The 25184-nt window shown below is 40.1% G+C and carries 17 protein-coding genes; 7 read left to right on the top strand and 10 right to left on the bottom strand.

The features are described 5' to 3' along the window. Positions 1 to 60: 60 nt before the first annotated feature. The 4 genes from HMJ38_RS22875 to HMJ38_RS22890 form a co-directional block, all read right to left on the bottom strand. The gene (locus tag HMJ38_RS22875) at positions 61 to 1134 is read right to left on the bottom strand and encodes a TRAP transporter substrate-binding protein (protein ID WP_228780227.1); all 1074 of its coding nucleotides are present in this window, start codon (positions 1132 to 1134) and stop codon (positions 61 to 63) included. A 335-nt stretch (positions 1135 to 1469) separates the two neighbouring features. Further along, entirely contained in the window at positions 1470 to 3938 is a 2469-nt protein-coding gene (locus HMJ38_RS22880; protein ID WP_194976770.1) for a bifunctional UDP-N-acetylmuramoyl-tripeptide:D-alanyl-D-alanine ligase/alanine racemase, read from the bottom strand. Positions 3939 to 3961: 23 nt separating this feature from the next. Further along, entirely contained in the window at positions 3962 to 5026 is a 1065-nt protein-coding gene (locus tag HMJ38_RS22885) for a lysylphosphatidylglycerol synthase transmembrane domain-containing protein (protein WP_194976771.1), read from the bottom strand. 3 nt (positions 5027 to 5029) lie between these two features. Beyond that, complete coding sequence (locus HMJ38_RS22890) at positions 5030 to 5779, bottom strand: segregation and condensation protein A (protein ID WP_194976772.1); 750 nt, start codon at positions 5777 to 5779, stop codon at positions 5030 to 5032. A 185-nt stretch (positions 5780 to 5964) separates the two neighbouring features. On the opposite strand from HMJ38_RS22890, the gene dxs reads away from it, so the two are divergent. The 3 genes from dxs (at position 5965) to HMJ38_RS22905 (ending at position 9139) form a co-directional block, all read left to right on the top strand. Then, positions 5965 to 7881 (top strand): 1-deoxy-D-xylulose-5-phosphate synthase, encoded by a 1917-nt coding sequence (dxs, locus tag HMJ38_RS22895; protein WP_194976773.1) that lies wholly within the window; start codon positions 5965 to 5967, stop codon positions 7879 to 7881. A 204-nt stretch (positions 7882 to 8085) separates the two neighbouring features. Next, entirely contained in the window at positions 8086 to 8319 is a 234-nt protein-coding gene (locus HMJ38_RS22900) for a DUF2442 domain-containing protein (RefSeq protein WP_194976774.1), read from the top strand. A gap of 55 nt (positions 8320 to 8374) precedes the next feature. After that, positions 8375 to 9139 (top strand): alpha/beta fold hydrolase, encoded by a 765-nt coding sequence (locus HMJ38_RS22905; RefSeq protein ID WP_194976775.1) that lies wholly within the window; start codon positions 8375 to 8377, stop codon positions 9137 to 9139. 1 nt (position 9140) lies between these two features. On the opposite strand, the gene HMJ38_RS22910 is transcribed toward HMJ38_RS22905, so the two are convergent. The 3 genes from HMJ38_RS22910 to HMJ38_RS22920 all read right to left on the bottom strand — a co-directional run bounded on the left by HMJ38_RS22910 (position 9141) and on the right by HMJ38_RS22920 (position 13849). After that, the gene (locus tag HMJ38_RS22910; RefSeq protein ID WP_194976776.1) at positions 9141 to 10748 is read right to left on the bottom strand and encodes a cation:proton antiporter domain-containing protein; all 1608 of its coding nucleotides are present in this window, start codon (positions 10746 to 10748) and stop codon (positions 9141 to 9143) included. 274 nt (positions 10749 to 11022) lie between these two features. Further along, positions 11023 to 12333, bottom strand: coding sequence for a VOC family protein (locus tag HMJ38_RS22915; RefSeq protein ID WP_228780228.1), 1311 nt, complete (start codon positions 12331 to 12333; stop codon positions 11023 to 11025). A 94-nt stretch (positions 12334 to 12427) separates the two neighbouring features. After that, on the bottom strand, positions 12428 to 13849 hold the full coding sequence (locus tag HMJ38_RS22920; RefSeq protein WP_194976777.1) for a DASH family cryptochrome: 1422 nt from the start codon (positions 13847 to 13849) through the stop codon (positions 12428 to 12430). A 112-nt stretch (positions 13850 to 13961) separates the two neighbouring features. Between HMJ38_RS22920 and HMJ38_RS22925 the strand changes: the two genes are divergently transcribed. The 3 genes from HMJ38_RS22925 to HMJ38_RS22935 all read left to right on the top strand — a co-directional run bounded on the left by HMJ38_RS22925 (position 13962) and on the right by HMJ38_RS22935 (position 18932). Continuing rightward, entirely contained in the window at positions 13962 to 14531 is a 570-nt protein-coding gene (locus HMJ38_RS22925; RefSeq protein WP_194976778.1) for a hypothetical protein, read from the top strand. Positions 14532 to 14821: 290 nt separating this feature from the next. Then, entirely contained in the window at positions 14822 to 18202 is a 3381-nt protein-coding gene (gene ileS / locus HMJ38_RS22930) for an isoleucine--tRNA ligase (protein WP_194976779.1), read from the top strand. A 76-nt stretch (positions 18203 to 18278) separates the two neighbouring features. Beyond that, positions 18279 to 18932: a lipoprotein signal peptidase gene (locus HMJ38_RS22935; RefSeq protein WP_194976780.1), complete on the top strand. Its 654-nt coding sequence runs from the start codon at positions 18279 to 18281 to the stop codon at positions 18930 to 18932. 25 nt (positions 18933 to 18957) lie between these two features. On the opposite strand, the gene HMJ38_RS22940 is transcribed toward HMJ38_RS22935, so the two are convergent. From HMJ38_RS22940 to HMJ38_RS22950, 3 genes are all read right to left on the bottom strand, one after another. Continuing rightward, positions 18958 to 20157, bottom strand: a complete 1200-nt coding sequence (locus tag HMJ38_RS22940) for an MFS transporter (protein WP_194976781.1) — start codon at positions 20155 to 20157, stop codon at positions 18958 to 18960. Positions 20158 to 20476: 319 nt separating this feature from the next. Next, positions 20477 to 21073 carry a Crp/Fnr family transcriptional regulator gene (locus tag HMJ38_RS22945; protein WP_228780229.1) on the bottom strand — a complete coding sequence of 199 codons (597 nt, stop codon included), beginning with the start codon at positions 21071 to 21073 and terminating at the stop codon, positions 20477 to 20479. A 367-nt stretch (positions 21074 to 21440) separates the two neighbouring features. After that, positions 21441 to 22997, bottom strand: a complete 1557-nt coding sequence (locus HMJ38_RS22950; protein WP_194976782.1) for a SulP family inorganic anion transporter — start codon at positions 22995 to 22997, stop codon at positions 21441 to 21443. 506 nt (positions 22998 to 23503) lie between these two features. Between HMJ38_RS22950 and HMJ38_RS22955 the strand changes: the two genes are divergently transcribed. Beyond that, a complete protein-coding gene (locus HMJ38_RS22955) occupies positions 23504 to 25078 on the top strand; it encodes a SulP family inorganic anion transporter (protein WP_194976783.1) in 1575 nt (524 codons plus the stop codon). Positions 25079 to 25184 lie beyond the last annotated feature (106 nt).

Below are 25184 nucleotides of genomic sequence, written 5' to 3' on the forward strand. Positions count from 1 at the left end.
GGTTCTTGATTCTTGGCTCTATTTTCTCGTTTCTCATATCTCACGTCTCACGTCTCACATCTAATAAACCTCCTGCACCCTCTTATACATCCTCTGCTGTTCTTCGGTGAAATGTTCCATTACCGCTTTGCTGGCCAAGTCAACAAATGCTTTTTTGTCCACTTCGATAAACTCCATGCCTTTGTCTTTAAGAAATTGGGCGTCCAATTCCTCCTGTTCCAAATATAATCCGTGTTCGTATTCCTGCATGATTGCGGCTGATTCCAGAATGACAGTTTGCAAATCAGGGGGCATACTTTCGAATTTTTTGTTGCCAATGACTATGTAAGCCCAGCCTTTGACATGTTCGGTGAGGTTGACATATTTCTGAACTTCGTACAAACCTGCATTGCGGATCAAAGCAAATGGATTTTCCTGGCCATGGATGGTGGATTGCTGTAAGGCAGTGAATACTTCTGAAAAGGCCATAGGGGTCGGTTTGGCCCCCAAACCGCTCCATGTGGATACAAAAAGCGATACATTGGGAACCCGGATAATCAGATTTTTGAGATCATCAGGATGTCTGACTGGTACATTGGCCGTCAGATTTCTAGCTCCCCGTTCAAACCATGCAATGGGCTTCAATCCCGAAATACTGACTATATGTTCCTCGATTTCTTTACCGATTGGGCCTCCGGCGACTTTACGAAGATGATCGGAATCCCGGATGGCATAGGGGGTTGCACACATGATCGCCAATGGCAAACTCCAATTTTCCAGTGACTCTGCAGTCAGCATCAAATCCATACTGCCTCCCAAAATTCCGGTGATCATATCCATTTCCTTACCCAATTGTTCATTGGGATAAACTTTTACAAGAATCCTTCCCTCAGATCTTTGGAATACCTCATCTGCAAATTTGAGTGCTGCCAAATGCCAGATATTCTGTTCGTTGGCCAAATGTCCAAAGCGTAAAGTATACTCAGGTTTATTGGTATTGTCTTTTTGTTGACAGGAAAAAATGCCTGAAATGAATAATGCACACAACACAAAAATTCGGATCATTCTGGGGTTTATTTTGGGCCAATCTGCTTGAATCCTGAATTTATCAAAAAAATCGATATAATCACCCGAAACAGTCCAGGTATACAGCATTTTGTAAATGTTCAGAAAAGGAATTGACATCGAGGTTGCCCGTCATCTGGAGGCACGAGGGATCTCTTGAGGTTCTATTTATGTTTATATTTATCATTTTCTGATCCTCATGAGACCCTTCCTTACGTCAGGGTGACGGTCCGCTCCGATTTATGTCATTGGTAGTCCCCAACATATTGTAAATGTTCAGAATTGGTAATTACATCAAGACGGGCAGCAGACCTCTCCTGACGTCGAGGTGACAAGGCAAAGTCCAGTAATAGATTCGAATGCTATTTGTAGTCCTAAACCATCAATTTCAAAATCTGTCATTGGTCATCCAAGAACCCAACCCATCAATCCAAATAATAAACCCTTTTCACCCTACTACTGATATTGGTCAGCAACTCATAAGGGATAGTTCCGATCCTGTTGGCAAGGTCCTTTAGGGAAATCCCAGGTCCATAGATGATCACCTCATCACCTTCTTTGGCTTCCATGCCTGAGATGTCTATCATGGTCATGTCCATACAGACGTTTCCGATCACAGGAGCCTTTTTTCCATTGATAAGGACATAACCTCGCCCATTGCTGAACCTTCTGTCATAGCCATCTGCATAGCCAATGGCAATGGTGGCAATCTGACCATCTGCATGCATGACGCCTTTCCTTCCATACCCTACGGTATCTCCTGCATCCAAAGACTTGATTTGCGATATGGTGGTTTTCAATGTGCTGACGGATTTGAGTTGGGCGTCATGTTTTCCACTGACTTCAACTCCGTACAAACCTATTCCCAATCGGACCATTTCCATTTGGTATTCCGGGAACTTGACAATCCCCGCCGAATTCAATGCATGCCGCAAAGGAAAATATCCCAATGTTGCTGTAAGTTTTTCATACATCAACAAAAACATTTCCAATTGATGCAAGGAATAATCCTGATGTTCTTCCTCATCGGCACCCGCCAGATGGGTATAGACACTTGAAATCTTCAATTCAGGAAATTCAGAGACCATGTCCAGCAATTCGCTCATGTGTTTGAGTTCAAATCCCAGTCTGTGCATCCCAGTATCCATATCCAAGTGGATATTCATGTAGCATTCCCGATTTTTACAGTACCTTCCGATTTGTTGATAGAATGAAAGTGAATATACCACAGGCTCTAAGTTGTACTTTTCCAGAAGGAAAAATGATTCCTGAACAGGATTGAGTACCATGATTGGTAATTTAATTCCCTGTTCCCTCAAGGCAACTCCTTCATCGGTATAGGCTACAGCCAGGTAATCGGCTTTTAATTGTTGTAGGTGATTGGCAATTTCGGTAGCGCCTCCTCCATAAGCAAAGGCCTTGACCATGACCATGACTTTGGTATTGGGAAGCAATTTGGTTTTATAAAAGTTGTAATTGTGCGTGAGCGCATTGATGTTGATTTCAAGCGTGGTGCCATGAATCCGTTGCTGCAATAAATTGACCACCGCCTCGAAACCAAATTTCCTGGCACCGGTCACCATGATCAGATCGTTTTCAAAATCATTGGTTTGTAGATTATCTAAAAGCGTTTCTGTATCTGAATAAAATTCTGCTTTCTCTCCCAGATCATTTTTTAAAACCTGTATTTCATGGCCAACAGCAATCACTTTATCAATGCTGTGGTAATTGATCAATTGGCCTACTTCCCGGTAAACCTCCTCAATGTCCCCGATCTGAAGCAGGTCAGAAATGATGAGGATTTTTCTTTTCTTCGGCCGTTGGGCAGCCATAAAATCCAATGCCAGTCTCAATCCTGCCAGGTCATTGTTATAGGTGTCATCAATGATCAGACTTTCATTTGCCCCTGGTTTGAGGGTAAGCCGCATGTCGACAGCTTTCAGGTGGTCAAGTCCTTCTTGAATAGTGTTTGGTTCCATCTCCAAAACCAATGCAGCAGCAATGGCGTGTCTGACATTTTCCAAGGAAGCCTCATCTGTGAAAGGTACAGAAAAGGTAAAAACACTCAGATCAGGTTTCATCAACAGGATCTTGGATCTTTCCTGTTCTTTTTTAACTGAAAAAGTATAATCCGATCCAGGATAATCTGACCAGCACAACAATCTATCCTCTTCAAAATGAGCAAGAAGGAATTGATGAATCTGACTATGTTCTTTCCGGTAGATTATCAGTTGGCTATCTTCAAAAAGCTTGGCCTTTTCTTCAAGTTTCTGTTCAATGTTTTTAAACCCTTCCTCATGGGCGGTACCGATATTGGTAAAAATTCCCAAGTTTGGTTGAAGCATTTTCACAAGTCGCTGCATTTCATCAGGCTTGGAAATTCCTGCCTCCATTACAGCTACCTGATGATAAGGTGAAATCCCGAATATGGACAATGGAACTCCCACCTGACTGTTATAACTTTTCGGGCTTTTGGCCACAGCGAATTTTTGACCTAGAATCTGTCCAAGCCATTCTTTGACAATAGTCTTCCCATTACTGCCCGTAATCCCCACCAATGGGCCGTCAAAAAGTTTTCTCTGATAAGTAGCAATGGATTGGAGCGCTTGCAATGGATTATCAACTCCAATCAGCACCAACCCTGCTTGGTTTTCCTCTCCGATGGTATAATCCTTTTGGACCAAAAAGCAGCGTACCCCTTCTTCAGCCACGGTTGGAATAAAATGATGTCCATCAAATTTGGCCCCTTTCAGGGCTACAAACAAAGTCGTTTCCGGTTGTAAAATATTCCTTGAATCAATCGCAATAAAATGGATCAAGGTTTCCTGATGATCGGTCAAAAATTGTCCGTCAACAATTTCCCGGATTTGAAAAGCAGTAAGGGATTGGATCATTTATCAAATGTAAGGTTTTGATATTATTCTTCCTTTTCTTCCTTTTTCACAAAAAATACCTGCTTAATCCATCTAGGAAGGAATATAGCCCCCAATAATAAATAAGGATAATAAGAAAGCATCCTCCATAGTATGCTGGTGACAAAGGTGTAGCCTGTGAGGAATTCAGAAAAGAACTGTGCAAAGAAGAATTCTGCGGTGCCACTACTTCCTGGAGTCGGGGATATCATCATGACGATCCACATGATGACCTGCCTCGCAAAGATGATCACGTGTTCTTGTAGATCAAGCGATTCATAAGCGCCAATGAGGGCATTCAACATCAAATACCGCGAACTCCAAATGAATATGGTAGCTAAAATAACAGGAAGCCAAAACTTCATTGTTTTCCCTTTTAATTCTTTAGAAGCTTCGATGATTTGATTCCCATATTCATTGGCGGAATGTTTCCATTTTTTAAGCCATTTGATAGAGTATAGCTTCAGTAGAATTAATTTGAAAACCCTTGGCCTGTAAAACAATGCTGCTGCCATTACCAATGAATAAACAGCATACAAAGCATAACTGGCCCAGAATAGTACTTCCAGGCTTCTACCCAATTTCATTTCCATGACACGACTAGCTGGAAATATATTGCCCTTGGCAAAAAATAAAATAATTGGTGCTCCAATTACAAAAAACAGGTTGTCCAAAATTGCTGTCACCATAACAAAAGCAATGGCTTTCCCCAATTTGATTCCTTCTTTATTAAGGATAAAGATGGCAACTGCTGTCCCGCCCACTATAGAAGGTGTGACTGCAGATGCAAATTCCCAAAGGATAATGACATATATAGCCCTTACCCAGGTCAGGTGCCTGTCAGTAATTTCCCTTATTCTATAAACATACCCAATATCTCTACAAAGGATAACAAAAACAGCTAGTGCGATACCCCAAAAAGATGCATCAAAAACACCCCTTAATGTTTTGGCATTGACATTAGGATCTAGGTAAAACATAAAAAAAACTATACCCAAGCCTATCAAGACCGGAACCCATACCTTATTGGGGTTAAGGGTTTCGAAAATCTTCTTGTTATCTAGTTTCATATCCTACTCGCTCGGCACTGTTTCTGTTTTTTCTACCCAAAAATTATTGAATCCTTCTCCAATCACAATGGTAACCATGGATAATTGAAGAAGTTCCAAAATGGCTAAAAAAGTATAAATAACGAAGATTTTGTCAGGTTTGTAACTGATAAAATCTGTGAAGGGTACTTTATCTCTAAAACTGATTTTTTCAAGCACGAAGTCTTTTTGTTGTTCAATGGTATAGGGGTATTGTATGACGGTATGTTTGGTTTCATCTGTCCTTGATGCATATCTTGAGATCACCTTTTGATACACCTTCAACAATTTATAAAGATCCAGATCCTGCATTTCTGCTTCCACATCATCCACTTTGGACAGTTGTTTTAATTCAGCAACAATATTGCCTCTTTTTTCCTTGGCCATTCTTGTTTCTTCCAATTGGGCCAAATCTGATATAACGGATTTATATTTTTTATATTCTAATAAATGCCTGACCAATTCTTCTCTGGGATCAATTTCCTCTCCGTTTTCATCCAATTCAGGTCTTGGTATAAGCATCTTGGATTTGATTTTCATCAATGTGGCTGCAAACAGGATAAAATCACTGGCCACTTCAATCTCCATTTTCTCCAATTGGTGGATGTAATCAAGGAAATCCTTAGTGATTTTAGCTATGGGAATATCATAAATATCCAACTCATCCCTCTCTATAAAGAAAAGCATTAAATCGAACGGTCCTTCGAAAAGTGGTAATTTGATTTCGAAACTCACTGTTTACTATTTATTTTATCTTAATTTTACGAAGTCTTTTGGTTTCAAAGATATTTAATTAAAAGCAAAATAAACATTTGAGGTCTAAAAAGACCCTTTCAATATTTCATGGAACAGGATCCATCTTTTTCAAAACATTTGTTATTCACGAATGTTAATTACCTTTAAGACGAAATACATCGCTAATGATAATCAAACCCGGTAAATTACTCGCCAAGATCAATACACCCGATGATCTTAAAAAGTATTCTAAAGACCAACTGGTTCAGATTTGTGATGAACTCAGACAGTTTATCGTAGACAATGTATCAGTATATGGTGGCCATTTTGGTGCAAGCTTAGGAGTAATAGAACTTACCGTTGCCCTGCATTATGTGTTGAATACCCCCGATGATCAATTAGTTTGGGATGTAGGCCATCAGGCTTATGGGCATAAGATTTTGACCGGAAGAAAAGAAAGTTTTCATACCAATAGGATTTACGGTGGGTTATCAGGTTTTCCAAAAAGAAAAGAAAGTGAGTATGATACTTTTGGTGTAGGTCATTCAAGTACCTCTATTTCTGCTGCCTTGGGTATGGCCATGGCCTCCAAATACAAAGGCGATAAGTTCAAACAACATGTCGCGGTAATCGGAGATGGTTCCATGACTGGAGGAATGGCTTTTGAAGCCATGAACCATGCAGGTGTATCAGATACCAACATGATTATTATTCTTAATGATAATTGCATGTCCATTGATCCAAATGTGGGGGCATTAAAGGATTACTTGACTGATATTACCACTTCGCATACTTACAACAGGGTAAAAGATGACATTTGGAACCTATTGGGTAAAATCAGCAAGTTTGGTACTTCGGCCCAAGAAATCATTTCCAAAGTAGAAGGAGCGATCAAATCTGCAGTATTAAAGCAAAGTAATTTATTTGAATCACTCAATTTAAGATATTTCGGACCTGTTGATGGTCATGATGTTCATCATTTGGTGGAAATCCTAGCTGACCTCAGAGATATTCCCGGCCCAAAAATTCTTCATTGTATCACCGTTAAGGGAAAAGGTTATGCTCCCGCAGAAAACGGAAATAAAACCACTTGGCATGCACCCGGGCTTTTTGATAAAGTAACCGGAGAAATATATAAGAAACCTCCTACTGTTCCTCAGGCGCCAAAATACCAAGATGTATTTGGTCATACTTTGGTAGAATTGGCAAAGGAAAATGATAAAATCATGGGGATTACCCCTGCCATGCCTTCCGGTTCTTCCTTGAATATTATGATGAAAGAGATGCCTGATAGGGCATTTGACGTGGGAATCGCAGAACAGCATGCCGTCACTTTTTCGGCTGGTTTGGCTACTCAAGGTTTGATTCCTTTTTGTAATATCTACAGTTCTTTTATGCAAAGAGCCTACGATCAGGTAGTTCATGATGTGGCCATACAGAATCTTCAGGTTGTTTTTTGTTTGGACAGGGCAGGATTTGCCGGTGCAGATGGTCCGACCCATCATGGGGCTTATGACATGGCTTATTTTAGGTGTATCCCAAATATGGTGGTCACTGCACCAATGGATGAGTCAGAACTCAGAAGTCTAATGTATACTGCTACCAAATTTGAAGGTCCGTTTTCCATCAGATATCCAAGAGGTCAGGGAGTCATGCCTGAATGGAGAACTCCAATGAGAGAAATTCCAATCGGACAAGGTAGAATTATCAAAGAAGGAGAAGAAGTCGCTATCCTCACCATCGGACATATTGGAAATTATGCAGTAACTGCTACCAACATGTTAGCTGAAGAAGGATTGAATCCAGCACATTATGATATGCGATTTGTGAAGCCTTTGGATGAATCTTTACTTCACGAGGTATTTGGAAAGTTCAAAAAGGTCATCACTGTGGAAGATGGTTGCCTGATGGGTGGATTCGGTTCAGCAGTCTTGGAGTGGATGGTGGATAATGGCTACTCTGCCCAAGTAAAAAGACTCGGCATTCCCGACGCCATCATTGAACATGGTGAGCAGATTGAACTACACCGTGAATGTGGCTTTGACCCTGAAGGAATTGCGCAAGCGGTGAGGGACATGGCTGAAATTAAGGTGAGAAGTTAGGAGGGGAAAGTGTTCAGTAGGCAGTCGCAGTTGGCAGTTAGGAAGACGGAGAACTGCGTCATTTTGAACGAGCATAGCAGATTCGAATCTAAATAAGAGTCTATTGCGAAGTGAAGAATCACTATGGAGACTAAATTCGGTAAATAATCTTTTGGATTTATCCCCACTTATCAAGATAGTAGGCAACTTTAATATCAGTATGGTTTGAGTATTTCGGTAATTCATAAATCACCTTTCGCAAAGAAAGTTTGGTTTGAAGATTCAAAACTTTTCGTCCTTCTTGATGATGGTAGAGAATTGGGCATACCCTTAGAATGGTTTGATAAATTGAAATATGCCAGTAAAGACCAATTAAACCAATGGAAGTTAATTGGAAAAGGCGAAGGCATCCATTGGGATGAAATTGACGAAGATATTTTGGTTGAGGCCTTGTTGTGATTCAACAAGGCTTTTTTTGTTTATCAAAAATTGGTTTAATTCATTAAATTTAAACATGATAGCTTTTTCTCAAAAAGGAACGGGCCAAGCACTTATCTTAATTCACGGATTTTGTGAATCAAAGGAAATGTGGAAAACTTTTTCGGAACACTTATCCACATCTTATCAGGTTTTCTGCCCTGATTTGCCCGGTTTCGGGGAAAGTCCAATCAATCAGACACAAATCAGTTTGGAAGAAACCGCAGTAATGCTTCATGATTGGATGGAGGAAAATCAAATTCAGCATCCCATTATCATCGGACATTCGCTTGGGGGCTATGTCACCTTGGCCTTGGCTGAACTGATGGGACAGGAACTCAAAGCCATTGGTCTTTTTCATTCTACTGCTTTTGCAGATGACCTTGAGAAAAAGAAAACCAGAAACAAGACCATTGATTTTGTCAAAAAAAATGGTGTGGATAAGTTTATAGATTCATTTGTTCCGCCGCTTTTCTCGGAGCAGCACCAAACTGAACAAGCAGATAAAATAAAAGAACTAATTGAGTTAGGGAAAAGGAGTTCCAAAAAAGGAGTCCTCGCTTTTATCGCTGCTATACGTGACAGGAAAGACAGATTTGAATTGTGGAAAACTTTTCAGGGTCCCAAATTAATGATTGCAGGGGAATTGGATCCGGCAGTTAAAATCGAGTCGAGTCGTCTGCACCAACCATTTGCTACCCTTTATCATGAATTGACAGGCGTAGGCCACATGGGGATGTTTGAAAAACAGGAAGAAGCACTGATGACTATTGAAAGATTTTTGTCAGATCAAAATATTTAAACTAAATGCTAAAAGAATCAAGGGCGTTGGACACAAAATCCCTTCCAAGATTTTCTTTATACTCAAAAACATAATCCACTCCCAAGGAACGGTACTTTTCCGTTTGTTCAGTATACTGGCTCAAAGAAAATATTTTAAACTGTCGATCTTTGATGCGGGCGATCTCTTTCAAGGCATTGATATTGGTAGAATAATCGCTTACTGTCATGAACACTGTTTTGATTTTTTTACAATCTACGTTATCCCATAGTTCGCTATCGGTCACATCTGCCCACAATACCTGATACCCCTGTGACTGAAGTTCTGAAACTAGGTCAGGATTATAATCTAGCCCCAAGACTTTTTTTTCATGGATTTTGAATAGTGCTTCAAAAGTGTGTTTTCCAATACTTCCCAATCCAACCACCAAAATCTCAGCATTGCCAAAATCCAAGGGTTCACAATCCACACTATTCTTTTCCTTATTTAATTTTAAAATAATCTCCTTATACCGATCAAAAATTTCATGGGAAAAGACATTTAATGGAGCTGCCAAAATGAAAGAAAAAGACATTAACAGTGCTAACGCCACAATCCATTCATTGGGGAGGAGTCCAATTTGCAGCCCAACGATTCCTACAATCAACCCAAACTCACTGAAATTTGTCAAGCTCAAAGCAGCAAGATACCCTGTTCGTGGTTGCATGGAAAACCTGGAGAGAATGTATAAAAACAAAAGGCCCTTTAGCAATGCAAAAGGAAGTAGAATCAATGCGACACTAAATGTAGATATACTCGGCAGTCCCACTAATCCGACATTAATAAAAAAAGCAATGAGGAAAAAATCTTTGTACTCGGCCATCCGATTATAAAGTTCATCTGCTTTGGGATGATTCACCAATAACATTCCGCTGGCTAAAGCCCCCAAGTCGGCCTTTAAGCCTACCAAGCTAAAAATTAATGCGCCGGCAATAAATGTGGCAAAGAAACCAAAAAACGAAAACAATTCACCATGTTCCATTTGGTGGAGCAATTTGCTGAGAATTTTATGTAACAACCAAAGGATTATGGGCAGTGCCAAAATCCATAAGGAAGGAATTTTTTGATCAGAAACTGCTATAAATATTACTGCAAAGATGTCTTGAATTACCAGAATACCAATAGCAATCTTACCGTGATAGGAATCAAATTCTCCTCTTGCTTCTAAGGTTTTAACCACAAAAACGGTACTTGAAAAACTCAGGGCAAAACTTAACATTAAGGTGCTTTGAAAGCCCAAATCCGCAAAAATGCTTAAACCAAAGTAAGTAAGGCCTAATATGAAGCTTGAGAATGCTAATATGGAAAGGATGACGTGCAGGGATGCCGAAATCCAAATTTCGGGCCTAATAAGCTCTTTTACTTTAAGTTTAAGCCCTATGGTAAATAGCAAAATCATTACCCCAATATCTGCCAACGCATCAATGGCACTATTGAGATTTCCTTCCTGAAGACCCGTAAAATTGATCACAAATCCAGCAAACAAAAACCCCACAAGTGGTGGAAGGCCTATTCTTTTGGCCAATACACCACAGAAAAAGGCGGCAGAAAGCCATATTGCATCGATGTAAACTGGATTGGAAATGTCCATGGAAAAAATGGTTAACGTGTAAAAATATTTGTTTTTAAGTGATGATTTTTAATTCTTCATTCAAGATACACCTTTTATATCTTAAATTTGACTGTCTTTAACTATGAAAAATAATCTTAATTTTTAAGACAAAAAAGTTTTTTATGATTATTGTTCAAGTGATTTTGAAAACAACCATTCGGACATAAATAACACCTTTTTCAAAATAATTGACTTCCCTTCATCCCAATTGAACATTAAAATCTGAAGTGAAATAAATTTATCTTATACCGGTTTACTGAATAAGTTCCAGTAATCGTTTATTATCCGCATGCTCTAAAAACTGGTCAAATTCTAAAAAGTACTTCCCGGGATCTATGCCCACAAAGGCTTTGTATCTATCCTCTTTTCCGGTATATAGTTCCCTCTCTAAAGGAAACGGTTCTTGGGTCTTGACATAATCATACCAACCTTCAAGGTCCTTGACCAGGAATGAAACACTTGTTCCTTTTTGTTCGGTAAAATTATGCATGCCACGACGTTCGTCTACCAAGCCTATAAAGCCAGTTTCAGAAACTTGGTACACTTTTGCCCAACCTTGATCCACCAACAATCTCAAACCGATCTTTTCTTCGTAAAACGCCTCTGCTTCCAGCATGTCCTCATAGTACAACCAAGTAACGGCACCATAGAAACCTTCACTTTTGGACCACTTGCCTGTTGCACCACTTACCGCATCATACTTCGGCAACAGGGGCATCAACTTTTCATTTTCAGGGTGCTGCTTGAACAACTCAAATTCCAAGAGATAACCTTCGGGGTCAATGGCCACAAAACCATCATGGGCGTTGTTTTCTTTCGGTTTGTACTCGTATTTGATGGGAATCCCTTCTTTTTGCAGGTATAAATACCATTCCGACAAGTGATTGGTCAGTAGCGCAATGGCTACAGTCTTGGGTTCATCAGCCCTGTGTCTGCCTACTTCAGCATCTACCAAGGTAAGCCAAGCATCATCAGTGACCTTTACAGTGGCTGCAAATCCATAATCGGAGATAATTTCCAAGCCAAGCGTTTCATTGTAAAATTGTTTGGCTCTGTTCAGGTCATTATAGTATAGAAAAAGGTTGGTGCCTTGAATACCAAAATCAGGTAGAGAGCGGTAATCTGTATTTTTGGCCAAAAGTTGATTGATATAATGTGAAGGATATCCCAATAACCTGCCAAATCTTCTTGCTTCCGCTTCGCCGTTTGTCCCGGATTTGGTGGTTTTTTTCAGGTCATTATAAGCATTCAAGGCTTCTTTTTTGTGAAAGATGAGTACTTCCTTATCTTGGATACCAGCATAAGGGAAAAGTTGGGTACTTACCAGACTTGGCTCCCTAAACACCTCGATCCCATATTCTTTGGCTAATTCTTGAGCTTCATCCCATAACTTATCCACATCTAGAGAATCAAGAGGCTCACTGAGGGCTATAGGCTTTACATCTGCAGCCACCATCTCTGCAAAGGCCTGCATTTGGCCCAAAGCTTTGAATCTTTGTTCATCGGGTTTTGAGCAGCCCAATAGAATAAAAATTACTAGTAGGGGTAAGATAAGAATTTTCATATTCAAGGGATTTAAATCATTAGTCCCTTCAAATTAGAATATACTTACCAAAAACCAAAGACAATTGATTTAATGAAATCAAAAATAGAATTCCTCACATTTTGATTTTCGCTATCGGCTTAGGATAGGTTTTACCCAAGACCACCCCTTTTTCATTCAAAGACTTTGTGGATAACTCAAATGGTTGATGAATATCGAAACCAGAAATCACTGAAATTTCAGGAATCCAATGCCGTATGTAATCTCCTTTTTTATCATAGTTATTTGCCTGCCTGAGTATATTGAAATACCGGCTTTCTCTTGGGTCATTCCCAACACCGGCCACGTACATCCAATTCCCCCAATTGCTGCAGACATCATAATCTATCAACATGCTTTCAAAATAACTGGCACCCCATCGCCAATCTATTTCCAGGTCATTTACCAAAAAGGAAGCGGCAATCTGTCTCCCTCTATTGGACATAAAACCCGTTTGGTTCATTTCCCTCATGTTGGCATCTACAAATGGAATGCCTGTTTCACCATTGGCCCAATTCCAGAAAATTGTCTCATCTCTTCTCCAGTTATCCACAATATTTTTGATCCCACTGATCTGGAAAACCTTATTTCCGTGTTTTTTACATATAAACCTAAAATAATCCCGCCAAATCAATTCAAAAATCAACCAATAAGTGGATTGGTTCTTTTTTCTTTCTTTTTCATATTTTAAAACTTCTTCATAAATATATCTCGGAGATAGGCAACCTAAAGCCAACCAAGGTGAAAACTTGCTGCTATAATCAGCTCCTAAAAGCCCATTTCTTGTTTCCTTATAAGTTTTCAAAAGGTCTTTTTCCCAGAAATAACCCTGAAGCCTTTTCTTGCCCTCATCTTCTCCCCCTTTGAAATCCAATACGCCTAATTTTGAATGGGCGGGTTTGCTTAATCCCAATGTGGATAAGTCAGGAATTTCACCTGAATGACTCAAATTATCAGGGAAATTGATGCTTTGCGGTGCCCCAAGTGTCTTTCGGACTTTTGAAAACTTTTCACATTCTTTCCGGAATTGGGTAAATACCTCAGGGACAAGATTCGTAGGAAAAGGAAGGTCTTCCATATGGAATAAAGTACTTTGCCAAAAAGCCTCTGTGGCGATGCCCAACTTCCAAGCTGATTTTTCCAAGCGCTCCTCTACCAGTTTTTCCTCTTGTGTCACTTCCTCAGAAAAAAAGATGGCTTCCGCTTGAAAGGAAGTTGCCAATTCAATAATTCTTTCTTCTGGATTTCCTACTTCCAAAATGAGGTCTGCCCCTATACTCTGAAGGGACCTCTTTAGGTTTTCCACAGACTCGATGAGGAATTTAGCCCTAAATGCTCCGGACTTTGGAAAGCCTAAATCTAAATCATGGAAATTTCTTTGATCAAAGCAGTAAACCGGAATTATTTCAGCACCCTTTGTCATTGCAGAAATCAAGGGTGCATGGTCATGCACCCTCAAATCATTTCTAAACCAAACTATAACTCTATTGTACTTCATTGCTTTTTCAACAGTTTGTTAAATAAAACTGTTTGGCAGTCTATCGTATTTATGCTTACTTACTCTTCGAATAATAAATAAGAATTCTTAGTGAGACTTAGCTAATTCCCCTATGAAAAATTTAATGCTGTTTGCAGTCCTTTTTTTATTTAATGGACTCGTTGCCAATGCGCAGGATAAACCCGGAAATCAACTTTTTTGGGAGACACTTTCCAAACATTGTGGGAATGCCTATGAGGGGGAAGTCACCACACCAATTTCCGAAAATGATCCATTCGCTGGAAAAAAACTGGTCATGCATGTAGTAGACTGTGGTAATGGATTTATCCACATACCCTTTTTTGTAGGGGAAGACAAATCAAGGACATGGGTTTTGACCATGGAAGATAACTTGATCAAACTCAAACATGACCACCGACATGAAGATGGAAGTGAAGACAAGGTTACCCAGTACGGCGGAACCTCTCCCAATACGGGGTTGGCAAACATCCAGTTTTTCCCCGCGGACCAAGAAACTTCTGACCTGATCCCCTATGCCTCAAATAATGTTTGGTGGATAACCATAGATGATCAATCTTTTACTTATAATCTCCGAAGAATTGGCTCAGATAGGTTTTTTTCCGTAAAATTTGATTTAACAAAAAAGGTAGAAAGTCCTGGACCTGCTTGGGGCTGGGAGTAAGTGGTTGTCCGAAGGCACAACCTTCGGACTTTGGAGTTCAAAGGTTGTACCTCTTTTCAATTGAGTTGAAAACTAATTATAAATAGATTTCAGCCCATTACTGCTACCAATCAATTTTCTGATTATCTATCCCTAATACTCTAAAATGTCTTAACTTTGCGCCTGCCTTTTTTGCAAAGGCGGATCGCAAAAGAATAAGATATTGAATTGCCCAAGTAGGTGATTAACTGGACAAAAATGAAATGAGGGTTATCCAGGCACCTCTAGGTTAAAAAACACATAGGAATACCGTGAAAAAATACCAGGAGTACAAACAAGTAGATTATCCACAGATAGGAGAAGACATCCTGCAATACTGGAAAGAAAACGATATTTTTAATAAATCTGTCCTCAATAGGGACGGTGCAGAGACATTTACTTTTTTTGAAGGACCTCCTTCTGCCAATGGAACTCCGGGCATTCACCATGTAATGGCCCGGGCTTTAAAAGATATTTTCTGCCGTTATAAAACCCTCAAAGGTTTTCAGGTCAAAAGAAAAGGGGGATGGGATACTCATGGACTCCCTGTCGAGTTGCAGGTTGAAAAAGAATTGGGAATCACCAAAGAAGATATCGGGAAGAGCATTTCCGTCGAAGAATACAACCAAAAATGTCGGGAAACGGTCATGCGATTTAAAAATGAGTGGGATGACCTGACTGAGAAAATCGGCTATTGGGTAGATTTGGATGATCCTTACATCACATTTGAAGCAGACTACATCGAAAGCCTTTGGAGTTTGTTGAGAAGGCTTTATGACAAAAATTTACTTTACAAAGGCTACACCATACAGCCATTTTCACCTGCTGCCGGTACCGGGCTAAGTTCACACGAACTCAATCAACCGGGTTGCTACAGGGATGTCAAAGACACCTCTGTCACTGCGCAGTTTAAGCTGAAGGGCGAAGAAAACACTTTTATTTTGGCTTGGACCACTACTCCTTGGACCTTGCCTTCCAATTCTGCTTTGGCGATTGGGGAAAACCTGGACTATGTGAAAGTGAAAACTTTCAATCCCTATACCTATGAACCGATGACCGCTATAATGGCGAAGGCCAGAATAGGTGCCATGTTCAATCCTAAAGCCAAAGAAATTTCCTTGACTGACTACCAAGCAGGAGACAAACTTATTCCTTATGAGGTAGTGGCTGAATTCAAAGGAAGGGACATGTTGGGTTGGGAATATGAGCAATTGTTCCCCATCTCAGGTATAGCCTTGCCTCATCCGGCATTTACTGTTATTTCTGGAGACTATGTGACCACAGAGGATGGAACGGGCATCGTTCACTTGGCCAAGGCCTTTGGTGCAGATGACTTTAGGACCTTGGTTCAGCACAACGTGCCGGGAGTATTTGTCCAAGATGAATTGGGCAATGATATTCCTGTTGTGGATAAGCAGGGCAAATTCCTGCCTGTGGTGGGTGAATACCTTGCAGCTAAAATGCAAGAGCATGGCATACTTGCCCATAAAACATTTGGTGTGGATGACTTTTATGTAAAAAACTATCCCAATGATGATGAGAATGCCGCTGATTACAAAAACACGGACATCATCATCTCCATCATCCTCAAAAATGAAAACAAGGCCTTTAAGGTCGAAAAATACGAACACAGCTACCCACATTGTTGGAGGACTGACAAACCGATCTTGTACTATCCACTGGAAAGCTGGTTCATCAAGACCACAGCTTATAAAGACAGGTTGGTGGAATTGAACAAGACCATCAACTGGAAGCCTGAAGCTACCGGAACAGGCCGATTTGGTAATTGGCTTGAAAACCTCGTGGATTGGAACCTCAGCAGATCAAGATTCTGGGGCACACCATTACCTATTTGGAGAACAGAAGATGGCACAGAAGAAATGTGCATCGGATCTGTCGCGGAATTGCAACAGGAAATAGAAAAGTCAATTGCCAAAGGCTTTTTGGAAAAGTCGCCATGGGAAGGAAAAGAGATGGATCTGCACAGACCCTATGTGGATGATGTCATATTGGTTTCTGCCAAAGGCCAAAAAATGTTTCGTGAGCCTGATCTGATAGATGTGTGGTTTGACTCCGGGGCCATGCCCTATGCCCAATGGCATTATCCTTTTGAAAACGAAGATATATTCAAAGCCAACTATCCGGCTGATTATATTGCCGAAGGTGTCGATCAGACGAGAGGCTGGTTTTTTACCCTTCACGCGATAGCAGTAATGCTCTTCGACTCTGTGGCTTTCAAGAATGTCATCGCCAATGGGCTGGTTTTGGATAAAAATGGCAACAAAATGTCCAAGCGATTGGGCAATGCCGTAGATCCTTTCAAAACCCTAAAAGAATATGGTCCTGATGCCCTGAGATGGTACATGCTCAGCAATGCCAATCCCTGGGATAATCTCAAATTCAATTTGGAAGGCGTGGCGGAAGTTCAGCGGAGGTTTTTTGGAACCCTTCAGAATACCTATAACTTCTTTGCCCTTTACGCCAATCTCGATCATTTTGTCTATGACAAATCCAAAGCAGTCCCTGTGAATCAGCGTGCCGAACTGGATCAATGGATCATTTCCAAATTGCAGACCTTGATTGCAGAAGTGGAATCTGCCATGGACAATTACGATGCTACCAAAGCGACACGTGCCATTATGAATTTCACCGTGGACCAATTGTCCAACTGGTACGTGCGGTTGGCAAGAAAGAGGTTCTGGAGAGGCGATATGAATGCGGACAAGCAGGCAGCTTATGAGACTTTATACGAATGTCTGTTGAGCCTCACACAATTGATGTCTTCTTTTGCGCCATTCTATACAGATTGGCTGTATAAAAACCTGACTGCATCTTCCAAAAACAAATTGGAATCCATACACCTGACAGATTGGGCAGGGGCCGATGCAGGTTTGATCAATAAAGATCTGGAAGAAAGTATGGATTTGGCCCAAAGGATATCCTCCTTGGTCCACTCACTACGGAAAAACCCAAAAATCGGTATTAAAGTACGTCAGCCTTTACAGCGGATATTGGTTCCCGTGCTGAATGAGAAAACAAAAAGACAGATTCAGCACCTCGAGGAATTGATCAAATCCGAGGTGAATATCAAAGCTGTCGAATACATAGATGATGCCTCAGATGTACTGGTGAAAAGTGTCAAACCAAATCTCCCGGTTCTTGGGAAGAAATTGGGTCCTAAGATGCGTTTTGTGGTTGCTGCCATCAATTCTTGGGGCAAAGTTGAAATAGCAGAAATTGAAAAGAACGGAAAAATCACAGTTCCGCTTGAAGATGGCAATATTGAATTGCTATTGGAAGAAGTTCTGATCAGCTCGCAGGATATTCCCGGTTGGTCTGTCGCCTCTGATCAGGGTGTGACTGTAGCTTTGGACGTTACCCTGACCGATGAACTGAGGCAGGAAGGAATAGCCAGGGATTTGGTAAACAGGATTCAGAATCTTCGAAAAGACATGGGACTGGAAGTTCAGGACAAAATCAGGATCAAAGTGGCAAAACACGATGAATTGGTCAATTCCGCTTTATCAAATTTTGCGCCTTACATTCAAACCGAAACCCAAGCCTTGTCGTTGGAGGTTAATGGTTCATTGACTGATGGGACTATCTTGGATATGGATGACTTTGAGTTGATGGTTAAAATTGAAAAAGTTTAAATAATTATATAAACACGCCACAGATAGCGGGGAAATTAAATTTTATCCTTATATCTGTGGCTTTGAATTGATATCGATGAAGTATTTCAAATATTTTGCCATTGCCTTATTGGTGATTATCATTGACCAAGCCGTGAAAATGGTAGTTCATTATCAAATGGACTTTGGCACCCCCGGGCAGATCAAAGTGGTAGGAGAATGGTTTAAGCTGCACTACACGACCAATCCCGGAATGGCCTTTGGCATGCAGCTTGGCTCTGAATATGGAAAGCTGATCTTGACTTCCTTTAGATTGGTGGCGATGTTCGGTATAGGCTATTACCTATACTACATTATTTTAAAGAAAATGCCCACAGGTTATATCATTTGTATATCCATGATTTTGGGTGGAGCGATTGGTAATCTTATCGACAGTGTTTTTTATGGTGTTTGGTTAGGTAATGCGCCTTATAATGCACCTAGTCCATGGTTTCATGGTCAGGTGATTGACATGTTTTACATTGATATTTGGGAAGGCTATATCCCTGATTGGGTACCTTTGTGGGGTGGAAGCTATACGGCACTTTGGCCGATTTTCAATATTGCAGACGCATCCATTTTTATTGGGGTAGCTATCATACTCATTTTCCAAGGTAGATTCTTCAATGAGGAGCTGACAAAAAAAAGTGATGAAGAGGAAGCAGAAGACGAGATACAGCGACAGTTTATAGAAGGGGAGGAGAAGGAATAATTTATTGTTTTTCCATAAAACTGTATCATTTTATCATTCTGACTGCAATTATCATCGCGGACGCTAAAGTGAGGAATGCTATGGTCATGATGGATGCTTCCAATCCAAATGCATCAGCTATTACACCTGTGAGAATGGCTCCAATGGCATAGCCCATATCTCTCCAAAGCCTGAATACGCCTACCGAGTTTGCCCTGTCATTTGGATGGGTATTTTCTGCCACTGTTGCCAGAAATGTGGGGTAAACCATAGCCGTTCCCCAACCAAGTATAGCTGATAAAATGATATATTCTGTAAGACTGTTCGCAAAAAGGAACAATCCCAAAGCGATAGCCTGAAGCAACATCCCCAAAAACAATAGGTATTTTTTATTGTATATATCTGCCATTCTTCCTGTAAAGAGCTGTCCGAAACCCCATACAGCTGGATAAACTGCGGTCACAACCCCAATGGCTTCTAATGAGAATCCTTTGGAAGCCAAAAGTATTGGAAAGATCCCCCAAGCCATACCATCGTTGAGGTTATTGACCAATCCTGCTTGGGTGACTGCACCCAGATTGGGATGTTTCCAGGTGGTTTCCCAGAAGATGTTTTTCAAGAATGGAGTATCTGAATAGCTGTTTTCAGCAGCTACATGCTTTCGGGTATCCTTGATCAAAAATATACTTCCCAAAAGTCCCATCACCGCCAAGCCAATGCCAAGTATAAACGGATATGGTCTGAGACCATATTCCGCTGCGATATACCCGGTAAGGAATGCAACCAAAGCCACTGCCAAATATCCGGCGAATTCGTTCAGCCCCATTGCAAAACCACGTTGCTTTTCACCTACCAGATCAATTTTCATCACTACGGTACTGCTCCAAGCCAAGCCTTGGTTAATTCCTAATAACACATTGGCAGCAACTATCCAATCCCAAGAAGGCGCGTACATGAGCATGAAGGGTACAGGAAGACCAAAAATCCAACCAATCACCAAGAGGTTTTTTCTCCCGATTTTATTGGCAAATGCTCCAGCAAAATAGTTGGAGATGGCTTTGACAATGCCAAAAACAATAATGAATGAAAGAATGGCAGTCTTGGCAGCAATGGCAAATTCCACTTCTGCAATCTGTGGAAGGATGCTTCTTTCCAGACCCACCATTCCACCCACAAAAGCATTGATAATGACTAGAAGGGTAAACTGTTTCCAGTTTTGCTTTAATCCCAATTGTATTTTTTCCATCAATATTGAATCTGAACACAAAATTGAGCATTGGGAAAAGGGAATCCTTTTACATATGTTAAAAAAGACCGGTAACCCTAACCTTTGAGGTCTTTTTTCAGACCTCGAAGGTTTTTTAGTTGGATAAGCATTTAAAAAGTGATCCGCTTGTTACGAAAAAGACCTTCTGGATTTTTGGAAACCCCAAAGGCCGGGAGCCGCTAACCTTTGGGGTCTTTTTTTGACCCCGAAGGTTTTTTAGCTGGATACACATTTGAAATTGATACCCCTTATTGCGAAATAGACCTTCGGGGTTTTTGGAAACCCCAAAGGTCGGGCGTCAATATTTGGCTCTAATTCTACTGAGACTAACCTGAGTAATCCCCAAGTAAGAAGCAATATGTTTGAGGGGAACGCGCTGTAAAAGGTCAGGCGAGTTTTTGATCAAGTCATTATACCTTTCCTCGGCGGTATGAAACTGAATATTTTCTATTCTATTGACCGTCTCCACATAAGCAGCTTCAAAGATTTTCCTAAAAAGCCTTTCAATCTCTGGGAATTGATCATATAGATCAAAAAGTGCAGGTGAAGCGATCCCGATAAATACCGAATCTTCTAATGTCTGTATACCTTTTTTGCTCGGTCTACCTGTAAAAAGACTCTCAACCCTTGCAATCAAGGAGTTTTCAAAAGCAAATGCCTCTGTAATATCGACCCCATCTTTGTAGTAATATATCCGGCATAAACCTTTTTTGACAAAGTAAATCGTCCGACAGGTGTGGCCTATGGCCTGTAGGTCTTTGTTTTTGGGGATTTGGACACTTGTACAAATTGATGCTATTCTATCCTTGGAAGAAGAAGAGAGGTTTTGAAAGGATTCAAAGAATTGAAAAAGGGGTTGTAAGTTGTGATATATAGGTACTTCAGGATTCATCATATTAGTATTTGTCTCTTTGATGATCAATATAAATCAAGGTTTTTTTAAAGAAAAGATACCTCTTAAGAAAAATCTTCTTTATTACCTTCCTGCAAAACCCCATTAATATCACTTTAAAAAATAAACCCAAACCCATTGCCCTCATCCAAAGCAAATTCGCCTATTAAAGATCTTGAAAATCTTTACTTTTTCTTCGCTTTCGTCTGTTTACAGGTTTTACAAAAGTCCTTCAGTTCTGCAATCTCATCAATAATTATCCCCCTCTTTGTTACAAAAAGGTCGATAATCAACCTCCTCTTTGTTACAAAACCAAAGCAAGTGAATAAACCACACAATACCTTATCTGCGTGGTCTATCCAATCAATTCTTAAGCATTCACTTTATCTTCTTCCAACACAATTTTAAAAGCCGGATCATCCTCCGTATAGTTCACATTAATAATTTTTTCAGCTTTGTTCAGCAGTACCTTGCTGGAAGTATCCAAATGTCGGATATAAACGGTCTTGCCCATTTTTTCATATCGCTCAGTCACCTTATGAACCGCATCAATACCGGAGTGGTCAACGATCCTACTTTCTGCAAAATCAATTACAATTGTTTCCGGATCATTAATTGGATCAAACTTCTGTCCGAAAGTCATTGCTGAGGCGAAAAACAATGGGCCAAATACTTCATAGTGCTTTACACCGTCTTCGTCAATTCTCTTTCTGGTTCGGATCATTTTGGCATTTTGCCATGCAAATACCAAAGCTGAAATGATCACCCCAATAAGAACTGCCAAAGCTAAATTATGTAGTACAACTGTTATTACCATTACAATCACCATCACCAAAACATCGTGAGCGGGTACTTTCCTAAAAACTTTCAGGGAAGCCCATTCAAATGTCCCGATTGCGACCATAAACATCAACCCTACCAATGCTGCCATCGGAACCATCTCAATATATGTGGAAAGGAAAAGAATAAATGCCAAAAGACCTAAAGAAGCTACAACTCCTGAAACCCTGCTTCGACCTCCAGCATTCACATTAATCAATGACTGTCCAATCATGGCACAGCCGCCCATTCCTCCAAAGAAACCTGTGGTCAGGTTGGCCACTCCTTGTGCGATACACTCTTTATTGCCATGACCTCTGGTTTCGGTGATTTCGTCTATTAAAGTAAGTGTCAATAAACTTTCAATCAAACCAATACCAGCCATAATCGCAGCATATGGTAAAATGATCATGAAAGTTTCCCAATTGATAGCAACCATCGGTAAATGAAATTGCGGGAGTCCGCCTTTAATGGAAGCAAGATCTCCGACTGTTCTGGTATCGAATCCAGCAAAAATTGCAACTAATGTTACAACAATTATAGCTACAAGTGCTGAAGGTACAGCAGTGGTCAATTTAGGTAGGAATTTAATAATGGCCATCGTCAAAACTACCAAGCCGATCATGATGATCAATGGCGTTCCTGTCATCCATTCAATAGCACCTCCAGAAGTGGTGAATTTAAATTGATCAAATTGAGACATGGCAATAACGATTGCCAATCCATTGACAAAACCAAACATCACGGGATGGGGAACCAAACGGATCAATTTTCCTAATTTGAGTACTCCGACCAAAATCTGTATCAATCCCATCAGGACTACTGCTGCAAATAGATATTCTACTCCATGTGAGGCAACCAATGCAATGATGACAACGGCGATTGCTCCCGTAGCACCGGATATCATACCTGGCCTACCGCCTAAAATTGCGGTGATCAAACCGATTATAAATGCTGTATAAAGTCCAACCAACGGGCTAATGCCTGCTATGAGTGAAAATGCAACTGCTTCTGGCACAAGGGCCAAGGCAACAGTCAAGCCTGATAATACCTCGTCTTTCAGATTTACTTGAGTTGGACGAAATAATTTATAAAACATTTGTGTCATGTTTTCTAATAAATTTTATTGTTCGAATCTTAAATTGATTTACTCCTAAAAATTGGTGTTTGGGAGTGAAGTTTCTTTATTAAAGAAATAGATTAATCTGGGTTTTGCTTCATAATAAGCTGCAAAGCTAGGGATAATTCCTTGCTCGAAATAATATTTTGACAAAAAACGTTTGTCGAGATAAAAAAAATTTTTTTAAAGGCACTGACCTTTTTTACGGAATATAATTTTATACCGATTGTATTCCCTAGACAATCGATTGCGGAAATATCGGGTATAATTTATCAATCCATTAGAATTTAAAATTGAATTGGTTACTTTTGTGGCTTGAATTCAAGAAAAAGAAAAAATGTAAAATATTTTTAGTCCACTAGTTTTTAGTTTTCCCCTTAATTCAAGGGAATTATTTCTTTTATCAAAATTTCCAAAAGGCAAATCCTGTTATTAATAATTCAAACCTAATAAGTCCTCCGATTAAAAAAGGACGGTTTTAAACACTGTGAAATATGAATGTGACAAAAGCTTCTTATAAAAAACATTTTAAAACGGATATATCTGCGGGATTAGTCGTTTTCCTGATTGCACTACCATTATGCTTGGGAATTTCCCTTGCTTCGGGCGCACCTTTGTTTTCAGGTATTATTTCAGGAATAATTGGAGGTATCGTAGTCGGCTTTGTCAGTGGATCTAATATCAATGTCAGTGGACCTGCTGCCAGTGTTGCCTTGGTCGTCTATACAGCTATTCAGACCATGGGCAGCTATGAGGCGATATTGTTGGCAGTGATATTGGCCGGTGTTTTTCAGATCATTCTTGGGTTTTTGAAAGCAGGTACAGTAGCCTATTTCTTTCCCAATGCCATGATCAAAGGTATACTTGCTTCTATTGGATTAGTTTTGATTCTGAAACAAATACCGCATGCATTTGGAATAGATGAGGTATTCGAAGGCATTGAATCTTTCAGACAAAACGATGGAAGAAATACATTTTCGGAAATTGCTTATGTGATGCAGAATATCGGATGGGGAGCTACAATCATCACTTTTGTGTCTTTGCTTATCATCATTTTTTGGGATAGGCCAATAATGAAAAAATTTGCGTTTTTTCAGTTTTTCCCATCTGCCTTAGCTGCTGTGGTAGTTAGTATTGGTCTGAATGCCCTGTATAAAATATATTTTCCTGATTTGATTCTGGGACCAAATCACTTGGTTCAATTACCTGTTGCGGATAATTTTTCAGCGTTTATCGGATTTTTCACCTTTCCTGATTTTACCCAGATCACTAATCCTCAGATTATTTCTATAGCGCTAAGTATAACTTTTATAGCGAGTTTGGAATCCTTGTTGAGTACTGAAGCGGGAGACAAATTGGATCCATATAAAAGAAAGACCTCTACCAATACAGAATTAAAAGCACAGGGCATAGGTAATATCATAGCGGGGATAGTTGGTGGATTGCCAATTACAGCTGTTATCGTCAGGACTTCTGCCAATGTCAATGCAGGCGGTAGAACGAAAACAGCCACGATTACGCATGGCATAATCATGTTGGTCTGTGTAGCCTTGATTCCAACAGCTTTAAATCTAATTCCATTGGCATCTCTTTCGGCAGTGTTGTTTGTGGTAGGTTACAAATTGACCAGTGTTCCTATTTATAAAGGGGTCTTTAAACAAGGGAAAAAGCAATTCCTACCTTTTATCATCACCATCCTGGTGGTCATGTTTACCGATTTGATTACAGGGATTATTGTAGGGGGTACCATAGCTGTGTTTTTTGTGTTAAGAGACAACTATAAAAATGCTTATTTACACAACAAAGTTTCCCATGAGGGTACTGAAAAGACTACGATTAATTTGGCGGAAGAAGTTACATTTCTGAATAAAGCGGATATTATGCTTTTTCTGGATCATTTACCTGAAAACCATCATGTGACCATTGATGGATCCAAATCTATTTTTATCCATCCTGATATCTATGATATTATCGATGATTTCAAAGAAGCCGCGAAATTCAAAAACATTGAACTTGAACTTATTGGACTTGACGATAGAAAGAAGTCTGAAAAGTTTTGGGTAGGGTAGTTTTGAAGTTAGAAGGTAGAGGGTAGAATGGTGATTAGAGAAGCGAGATGCTGTCTCGTCCTGAAAATGGTTGACACTTTTGTTTTTCAAATATAGTCAGTGTTTC

Origin of the sequence: Aquiflexum lacus (assembly GCF_015476655.1) — a bacterium.
Taxonomy (GTDB): domain Bacteria; phylum Bacteroidota; class Bacteroidia; order Cytophagales; family Cyclobacteriaceae; genus Aquiflexum; species Aquiflexum lacus.